The sequence below is a fragment of the Saccharothrix hoggarensis genome (assembly GCF_042678885.1).
Taxonomy (GTDB): Bacteria; Actinomycetota; Actinomycetes; order Mycobacteriales; family Pseudonocardiaceae; genus Actinosynnema; species Actinosynnema hoggarensis.
Map to the genome: position 1 here is coordinate 1 of NZ_JBHTLK010000009.1, position 13,160 is coordinate 13,160.

Annotated in this window: 1 protein-coding gene and 1 pseudogene; both read right to left on the reverse strand. The window is 73.6% G+C overall.

Going from position 1 to position 13,160, the window contains the following annotated elements; all coding sequences use genetic code 11:
• Positions 1 to 3,259, reverse strand: a pseudogene (locus tag ACFQ3T_RS03645) (type I polyketide synthase); the annotation flags it as partial.
• 61 nt (positions 3,260 to 3,320) lie between these two features.
• The gene (locus tag ACFQ3T_RS03650; protein WP_452603475.1) at positions 3,321 to 13,145 is read right to left on the reverse strand and encodes an SDR family NAD(P)-dependent oxidoreductase; all 9,825 of its coding nucleotides are present in this window, start codon (positions 13,143 to 13,145) and stop codon (positions 3,321 to 3,323) included.
• Positions 13,146 to 13,160: the final 15 nt, after the last annotated feature.

Consider the following 13,160-nt stretch of genomic DNA (forward strand, 5'->3'; position numbering starts at 1 on the left):
ACAGCAGCAGCGCCACCTCGCCGTCCGCGCCGGGGATCTGGCGGACGCGCAGCGCCGTCGCGCCCGTCGCGTGCAGCCGCACGGACCGCCAGCGGACCGGTTCGCCGTCCACGCCCACCCGCAGCGCGGCCTCCAGCAGCACCGGGTGCAGGCCGTACGCGCCGGCCTCGCCGACCAGGTGCTCCGGCAGCTCCACCTCGGCCGCGGCGGCGTCCTGGTCGAACGCCGCCGCCGTCGTGCCCAGGCTCACCGAGCCGGTGGCGTGCAGCGTCCACGAGCCGTCCGAGTCGCCGGGGCGGGCGTGCACGGACAGCGGGTGCGCGCCGTCGTCGCCCGCCGGGCCGACCCGCACCTGGAGCTGCACGCTGGCCTTGCCGTCGAGCACCAAGGGCGTGTGGGCGACCAGTTCGTCCACCACCGTGCAACCGACCTCGTCGCCCGCGCGGATCGCCAGTTCGAGCAGCACGACGCCCGGCACGACGTCGTGATCGGCCAGCCACGGCTGCGCCTTGGGCGACAGCAGGCCGGTGAGCAGCACGTCGCCGGTGTCGGCCACCGTCACGGCCGCGCCCAGCATCGGGTGCTCGGCCGCGCGCACGCCCAGGGCGGCGGTGTTCGCCGCCTCCTCGTTCCGCACCCAGTAGCGGGACCGCTGGAAGGCGTAGGTCGGCAGGTCGATCCGGCGGGCGCCGGTACCCGCGAAGAACGAGGACCAGTCGACGTCGACGCCGTGGGCGTGCAGCCTGCCCAGCCCGGTGATCAGCGCCTCGGCGTCGGGCGTGGTGCGGCGCAGCACGGGCACCGCCGCCTGGGCCCGGTCGCCGAGCACCTCGCCGACCAGGGCGGTCAGCACCGCGTCCGGACCGATCTCGACGAAGGCGGTGGCGCCCGCGTCGGCCAGGGCGCGCACGGCGTCGGCGAAGCGGACCGGCTCCCGAACGTGCCGCACCCAGTGGTCGGCGTCGGTGAGCGCGTCGGTGACCGCGCCCGTCAGGGCCGAGACGACGGGCAGCGCCGCGCGGTGGAAGGTCAACCCTTCGACGACCTCGCGGAAGTCGGCGAGCATCGGGTCCATGTGCGCGGAGTGGAAGGCGTGGCTGACGGTGAGCCTGGTGGTCTTGCGGCTCCGCTCGGCAAGCCGCGCGGCGACCGCCAGGACGGCGTCCTCGTCACCGGAGAGCACGACGGAGGTGGGTCCGTTGACCGCGGCGACGTCGACGCCGGCGATCAGCAGCGGCAGCACCTCGGCCTCGGTGGCGCGCACGGCGACCATCGCGCCCCCTGGCGGCAAGGCCTGCATCAACGTGGCGCGCGCCGCCACCAGCTTCGCCGCGTCCTCCAGGTCGAACACCCCGGCGACGTGGGCCGCCGCGATCTCACCGACGGAGTGGCCGGCCACCAGATCGGGGCGCACGCCCCAGGACTCCAACAGCCGGAACAACGCCACTTCGACCGCGAAGATCGCGGGCTGCGCCCAACCGGTGTCGTCCAACCCCTCACCGGTGGCGATCACCTCCCGCAACGGCCGGTCCAACAACGGGTCCAACACGGCACACACCGCGTCCAAAGCCGCCGCGAACGCCGGGAAGGATTTCGCCAGCTCCAAACCCATGCCGATCCGCTGCGAACCCTGACCGGTGAACACGAACGCGGTCCGGCCGTTGACGCGGGTGGCCGGGGCGACGGTGTCCAGACCGGCCGGCAGTGCCTCCCGGTCCGCGCCGACGACCACGGCCCGGTGCTCCAGCGCAACGCGCGTGGTGGCCAGCGAGAAGGCCACGTCCAGCGGGTCGGGGGCCGTTTCGGCGGTGAAGTCGCGCAACCGATCGGCCTGGACCCGCAGCGCCTCGGGCGAACGGCCCGACAGCACCCACGGCACCACCGGGAGGCGCACCTCCGGGGCAACCGGCTCGGGCTCCTCGACCACGGGGGCCTGCTCCAGGATGACGTGCGCGTTGGTGCCGCTCACGCCGAACGACGACACGCCCGCCCGTCGCGGCCTGCCGGTCTCCGGCCACGGGCGGTTCTCGGTGAGCAGCTCGACAGAGCCCGCCGACCAGTCCACGAACGGCGTTGGCTCGCTGACGTGCAGGGTCTTGGGCAGAGTGGCGTGGCGGACAGCCATGACCGCCTTGATCACACCGCCGATACCGGCTGCGGCGACCGAGTGGCCGATGTTCGACTTCAGCGACCCCAGGTACAGGGGCGTCGGGCGGTCCCTGCCGTAGGTGTTCAGCAGCGCGGTGGCCTCGATCGGGTCACCCAGGCGCGTCGCCGTGCCGTGCGCCTCGACCACGTCGACGTCCACCGGGGACAGCCGGGCGTTGGCCAAGGCGGCGCGGATGACGCGTTCTTGCGAGGGACCGTTGGGCGCGGTGAGACCGTTCGAGGCGCCGTCCTGGTTGACCGCGCTGCCGCGCAGCACCGCCAGCACGGGGTGCCCGTTGCGGCGCGCGTCGGACAGCTTCTCCAACAGCACCAAGCCGACGCCCTCGGACCAGCCGGTGCCGTTCGCGTCGGCGGAGAACGAGCGGCAGCGGCCGTCGGCGGCCAGCCCGCGCTGGCGGGAGAAGTCGACGTAGCCGCCGGGGTGGCCGTACACGGTGGCCCCGCCCGCGACGGCCAGGGTGGACTCGCCCTGCCGCAGGGACTGCGCCGCCAGGTGCATGGCCACCAGCGAGGACGAGCACGCCGTGTCCACCGTGACCGCCGGCCCCTCCAACCCGAACGTGTAGGACACCCGACCGGACGCGACGCTGCTGAGCTTGCCCGTCATGAGGTAGCCCTCCAGCTCCGCCGGGCCGTCCAGACCCAGGTAGGTCTGCTCCCCCACTCCGGCGAACACGCCCGTCGAACTGCCGCGCAGGGTCGTCGGGTCGAGGCCCGCACGCTCGAACAGCTCCCAGGCGGTCTCCAGCAGCACCCGCTGCTGCGGGTCCATCGACAGCGCCTCGCGCGGCGAGATGCCGAAGAACCCGGCGTCGAAGCTCGTCGCGTCGGCGATGAACCCGCCTTGATCGGTGTAGGAGGTGCCGGTGCGCGTCGGGTCCGGGTCGTAGAGCGCGTCCACGTCCCAGCCGCGGTCGTCCGGCCACGCGGTGATGCCGTCGCCGCCCTCCAGCACCAGCCGCCACAGGTCCTCGGGCGAGGACACGCCGCCCGGGTAGCGGCACGCCATGGCGACGATCGCGATCGGCTCGGTGCCGCCCGCCTCCAGCTCCTCGATGCGCTGCCGCGCCTTCTTCAGGTCGGCCGTGACCCACTTCAGGTACTCGACCATCTTCTGTTCGTTGGACATCGCCGATATCTCCCGGTGCGGATCAGGCGGACCGGTCGGCGGCGCGACCGAGTTCGTTGTCGATGAAGTCGAACAGTTCGGCGGCCGACGCGGATTCGAGCGCCACCGCGGAGCCGTCGTCCGCGGGCGGCGCGCCGAGCTGGGAGGTCCAGCGGGACAGCATGGTGCGCAGCCGCGCCGTGATCTCGTCGCGCTGGTCGTCCTTCCCGGCCACGCCGTCGAGCAGGGACTCGAGCCGGTCGAGTTCGGACAGCACGGACTCGTCCGCCGCGGGCGCGAGCACGCCGAGCACGTGGTCGGAGAGCGCGGCAGGCGTCGGGTGGTCGAACACCAGCGTCGCCTGCAGCGCCACGCCCGTTGCCGCGGCCAGTCGGTTGCGCAGCTCGACGGCGGTCAGCGAGTCGAAGCCCAGCTCTTGGAACGGCCGCTGCTCGCCGATCGCGGCCGGATCCTTCTGCCCCAGCACCGCGGCCACCTCGCGGCGGACGAGGTCCAGTACGACGTCCCGGCGTTCGTCCGCCTCCAGGCCGGCCAACGACGCCACCAGCGATGCGGCCTGGCCGTCGTCGGCCGAGCGCCGCCGGGGCGCCAGGCCGACCCGCAGCGGGACCGGTACGCGTTCCGAGGCGCGGAGTGCCGCCACGTCGAGCGGCGCGGCCACCACCACAGGGTGCCCGGCACCCACCGCGGCGTCGAGCAGGCCGGGCAGCTCCTCGTCGGAGACGGCCGGGAAGCCCGGTACACCACCGCGCGGACCGAACGCGACCGCCACCGCAGGGAGCCCGAGGGCCGCGCGGTGACGGGCCAGGGCGTCGGTGAACGACGCGGCGGCGGCGTCCCCGGCCCGGCCGGGTGCGCCGAGCACGCCGGCGGTGGAGGAGAACAGCACGAACGCGGTGACGTCGGGAAGCAGCTCGTGCAGCCGCCAGGCGTGGTCCACGCCGGGTTCGAGCGCGGCGGCCAGGGCGTCGGACGTGACCGCCCGCAGCGGGCCGTCGTTCTGCTCGCCGGCCGTGTGCACGACGGCGGTAGGCCGGTGCTCTGCCACCGCGGCGGCCAACCCGTCCCACGTCGCCGACACGGTCTCGGCGGCCAACCCCGGCGCCTCGGCGTCGACCAGCACCACCTTGCGAACACCGTGCGCCTCGACCAGGTGCCGGGCGACCAGTCCGCCCAGCGGGCCGGTGACCAGTGCCGTGCCTCCCCAGACCGTCCCGCCGCCGGCGGGCTCCACCGGGGTGAGGCGCGGTGAGAACACCCGACCGCCGCGCACCGCCACCTGGACCTCGCCGGCGGGTACGAGCACGTCGCCGTCGGTGTCCACCAGGATCAGGCTGCCCTCGGGCAGCTCGGACTGGGCTGAGCGCAGCAGGCCCCAGGCCGCCGCGGCGGCGAGGTCGACGTCCTCGTCGGCCACCGCGACCGCGCCGCTCGTCGCCACGACCAACGGGGCGGACTGCTCGCGCACCAGTTCCAGCGCCCGCGCCACGGCCAGGTGGGCGGCGGCGACCGGGTCACCCGAGCCGACCTCCAGGCGGACCACCTCGGCCGGGGTGCCGGCTTCGGCGGACACCTCCGCCCAGGTCAGTGCGCGCAGCGGCGACCGGGCGGCGAACCGCTCGACCGGGATGTCGCGGAACTCGACCGCCTCGGCGGTGAGCACCGGGCGACCGGTGGCGTCGGCGAGGACGAGGGACGCGGTGTCACCTCCGACGTGCCGCAGGTGGACCTCGACGGCTTCGGCGTGCGCGGCGTGCAGCCGCACCCCGCGCCAGGTCGTCGGCACCCGGACGGTCGTCCCGCCAACGACGCTCGGCGCCGCCAGGTCGAGCAGAACCGGGTGCAGGCCGTACGCGCCGGCCTCCCCCGCGAACGCGTCGGGCAGCCGCACGGGCGTGCCGGCGCCCATGACCGCGGGCTCGTCCCCGCCGTTCGCGGCAAGCACACCGGTGGCGTGCGCGGTCCACGCCGCGTCCTCGACGTCCGGCCGCGCGTAGACGGTGAAGGCCCGCCGGCCGTCCTGGTCGGCCACGTCCACGGACAGCTGCACATGGGCGGGGAGCGTCAGCGGCAGGTCGGTCTCCAGCTCCGCCAACACCGGGGCGCCGAGCTTGTCGCCCGCCTGGATCGCCATCTCCACGAACGCCGCGGGCGGCACCGCCAGGTGGTCGGCCAGCCAGGAGCCGCCTTCGAGCAGACCGGTGAACAGCACCCGATCCGCCCCGGCGACCGCGGTGGCCGGGCCGAGCAGCGGGTGCCCGGAGACGCGCACGGAGGCAGGCGCGGACTCCAGCCAGTACCGCTCGTGCTGGAACGGGTAGGTCGGCAGGTCGACCCGCCGTGCGCCCGAGCCGCGGAAGTACGCCGACCAGTCGACGGCCACGCCGCGGGTGTGCAGGGCGCCCAGGGCCGCGGCGACCGCCTCGGGCTCGGATCGGGTGCGGCGCAGCAGCGGCACGGCGGCCGCGTCGGCGGTGATGGCCGGGGCCATGGCCGACAGCACGGCATCGGGACCCAGCTCGACCAGCGTGGTCACGCCCAGGCCGACCAGGGCGTGCACCGCGTCGGCGAACCGCACCGTGCTGCGGACCTGCGCCACCCAGTATTCCGGGGTGGTCATCTTCTCGGCCGGTTCGCCCGTCACCGTGGAGACCACCGGGACAGCGGGCTCGTGGTAGGTGAGCCCTTCGACCATCTCGCGGAAGCCGGTGAGCATCGGGTCCATGTGCGCGGAGTGGAACGCGTGGCTGACGGTGAGCCTCTTCGACCGGGCGCCGAGGGCCTCGACGACCCTCAGCACGGCGCCCTCGTCACCGGAGAGCACGACGGAGGTCGGGCCGTTGACCGCGGCGATGTCCACACCGGACTCCAGCAGTGACCGGACGACGTCCTCGGCGGCCTGCACGGCGACCATCGCACCGCCGGGCGGCAAGGCCTGCATCAACGTGGCGCGCGCCGCCACCAGCTTCGCCGCGTCCTCCAGGTCGAACATCCCGGCGACGTGGGCCGCCGCGATCTCACCGATGGAGTGACCGGCCACGAAATCCGGTCGCACGCCCCAGGACTCCACCAGCCGGAAGAGCGCCACCTCGACCGCGAAGATGGCCGGCTGCGCCCAACCGGTGTCGTCCAACCCCTCGCCGGAGTCGATCACCGCCCGCAACGGCCGGTCCAGCAACGGGTCCAGCGCGGTGCACACCTCGTCGAAGGCCGCCGCGAACGTTGGGAAGTACCGCGCGAGCTCAAGCCCCATGCCCACCCGCTGCGAACCCTGACCGGTGAACACGAACGCGGTCCGGCCCTCGGCGGCGACGACGGGTTCCACTGACGCCAGGTCGTCGCGGCGCACCACCGAAGCCCGGTGCGGGAGCGCGGACCGCGCCGTGGCGAGGGTGAAGGCCACGTCCAGGTCGCGGGCGTCCACCGTCGCCAGCCTGCGGGCCAGTTCGCGCACCGCTTCGGGGTTTCGACCGGACAGCACCCAGGGGGCGACCGACAGGTCCACCTCGGCGGTCGGCTCCACCTCGGCTGGTGGCTGCTCGATGATGACGTGCGCGTTGGTGCCGCTGATACCGAACGAGGACACCCCCGCCCGGCGCGGACGACCGGTTTCCGGCCAGGGCCGCGCCTCGGTCAACAACTCGACCGAGCCCGACGACCAGTCCACGTGCGGCGTGGGGTCATCGGAGTACAGGCTGCGGGGCAGCACACCGTGCCGCATCGCCTCCACCATCTTGATCACACCGCCCACACCGGCCGCGGCCTGGGCGTGACCGATGTTCGACTTCAACGACCCCAAATAGAGGGGAACCCGGCGCTCCTGCCCATAGGCGGCCAACAACGCCTGCGCCTCGATCGGATCACCAAGACGCGTACCCGTCCCATGCGCCTCGACAGCATCCACATCGGACGGGCGCAGACCCGCACTCGCCAACGCCTGACGGATAACGCGCTCCTGCGACGGACCATTCGGGGCGGTCAAACCATTCGACGCGCCATCCTGGTTGACCGCGCTACCGCGCACCACCGCCAACACACGATGCCCATGACGCCTCGCATCCGACAACCGCTCCAACAACAACAAACCAACACCCTCAGACCAACCCGTACCCTCCGCACCCGCGGCAAACGACCGACACCGACCGTCAACGGACAAACCACGCTGCCGCGAGAACTCGACGAACGCGGTCGGCGTCGACATCACCGTCACACCACCCGCCAACGCCAACTCACACTCACCCTGCCGCAACGACTGCGCCGCCAAGTGCAACGCCACCAACGACGACGAACACGCCGTGTCGACGGTGATCGCCGGCCCCTCCCACCCGAAGGTGTAGGACACCCGACCCGACGCGACGCTGCTCAGCTTGCCGCCGGCCAGGTAACCCTCCAGGTCCTCGGGAGTCTCGGCCAGCCCTGAGCCGTAGTCGTGGTACATCACGCCGGTGAACACGCCGGTCCGCGAACCGCGCAGCCGGGCCGGGTCCACCCCGGCGTTCTCCAGGCTCTCCCAGGCCGTCTCCAGCAGCAGCCGCTGCTGCGGGTCCGTGGCCAGCGCCTCGCGCGGCGACATCCCGAAGAACTCGGCGTCGAACAAGTCGGCGTCGTGCAGGAACCCGCCCTCGCGGGTGTAGGACCGACCCGCGTGGTCCGGGTCCGGGTCGTACAGGTCCGGCCAGCCGCGGTTGGTCGGGAACGGCGAGACCGCGTCCACGCCCTGCGCGACGAGGTCCCACAGCTCGCGCGGGGACCCCACCCCGCCCGGGTACCGGCAGGCCATGCCGATGATGACGATGGGATCGTCGTCCGTGGCGGTCACGGCGGCGGCGACCACCTCCGGCGCGCCGCCGAACAACTCTCCCGACAGGTGCGCGGCCAGCGCGGCGGGCGACGGGTGGTCGAACACCAGCGTGGTCGGCAGCCGCAGGCCCGTGACGGCGTTGAGCTCGTTGCGCAGCTCGACCGCGGTCAACGAGTCGAAACCCAGCTCCTGGAACGCCCGGTCGGCCGGGACCGCGCCTGCGTCGGCGTGTCCGAGCACCGCGGCCACCTGGGCGCGGACCAGGTTCACAAGGGCTCGGTCGCGTTCGGCCTGGGCGAGGCCGGCCAGCCGCTCGGCGAGGGAGCCGCCGGTGCGGCGGGTGCGACGGGTCGGCGGCACGAGGCCGCGCAGGACGACGGGGGCGTCCTCCCCCAGCGCGCCCAGCGTGGCCGGGTCGACGCCGGTGATGGCGACCACCGGTGCACGCAGGGCGAGCGCGACGTCGAACGAGGCCAGGGCGTCCTGGGTGGACAGCGCGAGCAGACCTGTCCGCTCGATCCGCTTGACGTCCACGTCCGCCAGGTGACCGGTGATGTCGCTGGCCTGCGCCCACAGGCCCCATGCCAGCGACGTGGCGGGCAGGCCCAGCTCGTGTCGGTGCTCGGCCAGGCCGTCGAGCCAGGTGTTGGCCGCCGAGTAGTTCGCCTGCCCGGCGTTGCCCAGCTGACCCGCCAGCGACGAGTACAGGACGAACGCGGACAGGTCGAGGTCGCGCGTGACCTCGTGCAGGTTCCAGGCCGCGTCCACCTTGGGCCGCAGCACGGCCGTGACCTGCTCGTCGGTCAGCGATCCGAGCACGCCGTCGGCGAGCACGCCCGCGGTGTGCACGACGGCCTTGACCGGGTGCCGCGCCACCAGTTCGGCCAGCGCCGCGCGGTCGGCGACGTCGCACGCGACGAGCGTGACGTCGGCGCCCAGGGCGGTCAGGTCGGCCGTCAACTCCGCCGCGCCGGGGGCCGCCGCGCCGCTCCTGCTGACCAGCAGCAGATCGGTGGCGCCATGCTCGACCACCAAGTGCCGGGCGAGGACGGCGCCCAGCACGCCGGTGGCGCCGGTGACGAGCACGGTGCCGTCCGCGAACGGCGTGCCGGTGGCGGAGTCCGCCGGTTCCCGTCGGGCCAGGCGGGGCACCCGGATCTCGCCCTCGCGCAGCGACAGCTGCGGTTCACCGGTCGCGAGCGCGGCGTCCAAGGCGGCGCCGGACGCGTCGGTGCCGTCGGTCTCGACGAGCACCACCCGGCCGGGGTGCTCGGTCTGCGCGGTGCGCACCAATCCGCGCACCGCGGTGTGCGCCAGCACGCCCGCACGGGTCAGCACGACGAGCTGCCCCTCGCGGTCCTCGGCGAGCCACCCGCGCACCAGCTCCAAGGTCTGCCGGGTCGCGGTGTGTGCGGCGGCGACCACGTCGTCGGTGTCGGGCAACGGGATCGGCATGATGTCGAACGCCGCGCCGGACGGGGTGCCGCCGGCGATCGGGGTCCAGCGCGGCTCGAACAGCGTGTCGCGGGTGACCGGGCCCAGCTTGAACGGCCGCAGCGCCAACGACTCCACGACCGCCACCGGCGTGCCGAGTTCGTCGGCGAGCACCATCGACGCCGACTCGGGCCCGGTGGCGGTGATCCGCGCCCGCAGAGCCGTCGCGCCGGACGTCGCCACTGTCACGCCCGACCACGTGAAGGGCAGCAGCGCCTGCCGGTCGGGGTCGGCGACGCCTGGCAGCAGCGGGTGCGCGGCGGCGTCGAGCAGCGCCGGGTGCACGGTGAACGCGGCGGCTTCGGCACGGGCGGACTCGGGCAGGGCGAGCTCGGCGAACAGGTCGCCGTCGCGCCGCCACAGGCGGCGCAGGCCGCGGAACACCGGGCCGTAGGAGTAGCCGTCCTCGGCGACGCGCTCGTAGACCCCGTCCAAGTCGACTTCGGTCGCGCCCTCCGGCGGCCACACCACCAGGTCGCCGGGCACCGGGACGGGCGCGGTGGCGAGCGCGCCCGTCGCGTGCCGCTGCCACGCGCGGCCGGCCGAGCGGGCGTGCACCTCCAGGGTGCGCGTGCCGTGTTCGTCGGCCTCACCCACGAGCAGCTGCACCTGCACGGCCCCGCCCTCGGGCAGCACCAGGGGCGCGGTGACGGTCAACTCCTCGACCCGCTCCAAGCCCACCTCGGTCGCGGCGCGCAACGCCAGCTCCAGCAGCGCCGTGCCGGGCACGACGACGGCGCCGGCGACCCGGTGGTCGCCCAACCAGCCGTCGGCGCTCAACCTGCCGGTCAGCACGACAGAGCCGCCGTCGGCGACCTCGACCACCGCGCCGAGCAGCGGGTGGTGGGCGTCGTCGAGACCGGCCGCCGCCACGTCCCCGCCACCGGCGGTGGGGCTCAGCCAGTAGCGGTCGCGCTGGAACGGGTACGTGGGCAGCGGCACCCGGGTGGCGCCGGTGCCGGCGAAGAACGCCTCCCAGTCCACGGCCACGCCGCGACCGTGCAGCTCGGCGAGCGCCGCGATGGCGGTCTCGGCCTCGGGCCGGCCCGCGCGCATCAGCGGCACGCCGTCGCCGGCCATGGCCGACAGCACGCTGTCGGGACCCAGCTCGACCACGTTGGTCACGCCCTGCGCGCGCAAGGTGGCCACGGCGTCCGCGAAACGGACCTCTTGGCGGACCTGCTCGACCCAGTAGCCCGGCTCGGTCAGCCGGTCGGCGAGCGCGCCGGTCACGGTGGACACGATCGGCACGGCCGGGCGGTGGTAGGTCAGGTTTTCCGCGACCAGCCGGAACTCCACCAGCATCGGGTCCATGTGGGCGGAGTGGAACGCGTGGCTGACCCGCAGCCGCTTGGTCCGGCGACCTCGCTCTGCGAACGTCGCGGCGGCGGCGGAGACGGCGTCCTCGTCACCGGAGAGCACGACCGCGGTCGGGCCGTTGATCGCGGCGATGGACACGCGGTCGCCCAGCAGCGGCCGGACCTCGTCCTCGGTCGCCTGCACGGCAACCATCGCGCCGCCCTCGGGCAGGGCCTGCATCAGCCGGCCGCGGGCCGCGACCAGCGTGGCCGCGTCGTCGAGCGACAGCACGCCCGCCACGTGCGCGGCGGCGAGCTCGCCGATCGAGTGGCCGGCCAGCAGGTCCGGCCGAACGCCCCAGTGCTCCAGCATCCGGAACAAGGCGACCTCGACCGCGAACAGCGCGGGCTGTGCGGCGCCGGTCCGGTCCAAACCCTCGCCGGAGGCTATGAGCTCGCGCAGCGGGAGGTCGAAGCGGGCCAGGACCTCGTCCAGGGCGCCGGCGAACACCGGGAAGGTCCGTGCCAACTCCAGGCCCATGCCGACCCGCTGCGAGCCCTGACCGGTGAACAGGAACGCGGTGCCGCCCTCGCCGACGGGCGCCGGTTCGCGGAGCACGCGGTCCACGCCGACCGCCCGCCAGGCGAACGGCTGCCGGGTGGTTGCCAGCGAGTAGGCCACGTCCAGGTCCGAGCCCGCCGCGGTGGACAGCAGTTCGGCCTGGGCGCGGGCCGCGGCTTCGCTCCGGCCGGACACCACGAAGGGCACCACCGGCAGCACGACGGACACGGGCTCCGACCCGACCCGCACGGCTTCGACCGGCGCCGCGTCAGGCTGCCCTGCTTCGACCTGCCCGACCTCGACCGGCCCGTGCTCCGAGGGCTGCTCGATGATGACGTGCGCGTTGGTGCCGCCGAAGCCGAAGGACGACACGGCGGCCCGGCGCGGGCGGTCGACCTCCGGCCAGGGCCGCGCCTCGGTCAGCAACTCCACCGAGCCCGACGACCAGTCCACGTGCGGAGTCGGCTCGTCCACGTGCAACGTGGGAGGCAGCACACCGTGCCGCATGGCCTCGACCATCTTGATCACACCGCCGACACCCGCCGCGGCCTGGGCATGACCGATGTTGGACTTCAACGACCCCAAGTACAGCGGAACCGCGCGCTCCTGCCCGTAAGCGGCCAACAACGCCTGCGCCTCGATCGGATCACCCAGACGCGTACCCGTCCCATGAGCCTCCACAGCATCCACATCGGACGGACCCAGACCCGCACTCGCCAACGCCTGACGGATAACACGCTCCTGCGACGGACCATTCGGTGCGGTCAAACCATTCGACGCGCCATCCTGGTTGACCGCGCTACCGCGCACCACCGCCAACACACGATGCCCATGACGCCGCGCATCCGACAACCGCTCCAACAACAACAAACCAACACCCTCAGACCAACCCGTACCCTCCGCACCCGCCGCAAACGACCGACACCGACCGTCAACGGACAAGCCGCGCAACCGCGAGAACTCGACGAAGGCGGTAGGTGTCGACATCACGGTCACACCACCCGCCAACGCCAACTCACACTCACCCTGCCGCAACGACTGCGCCGCCAGGTGCAACGCCACCAACGACGACGAACACGCCGTGTCCACCGCGACGGCGGGTCCTTCCAGGCCGAACGTGTAAGCCAGCCGACCAGCCGCGATGCTGCCCGCGCTGCCGCTGAACAGGTAGCCCTCGAAGTCCGGGGAGGACAGCCGGGGCCGCGAACCGTAGTCGTTGTACATCACGCCGGTGAACACGCCGGTGCGCGAGCCGCGCACGGACGACGGGGGCAACCCCGCCGTCTCCAGGGCTTCCCACGCCGTTTCCAGCAGCAGCCGCTGCTGCGGGTCCGTCGCCAGCGCCTCACGCGGCGACATGCCGAAGAACTCGGCGTCGAACAAGTCGGCGTCGTGCAGGAACCCGCCCTCGCGGGCGTAGGAGGTGCCGACCTGGTCCGGGTCGGGGTCGAACAGCCGGTCCAGGTCCCACCCGCGGTTCGTCGGGAACCCGGCGACCGCGTCGACCCCGTCCTCGACCAGCCGCCACAGGTTTTCCGGCGACCGGACACCGCCCGGATAGCGGCAGGCCATGCCCACGATGGCGATGGGCTCGCTGTCCTTGTCCTCCAGCTCGCGCAGCTTCCTGCGCGCGTCCCGGGCATCCGCGATCGCCCTCTTGAGGTACTCGCGAAGCTTCGCCTCGTCAGCCACGTGTGTCTCGCTCCC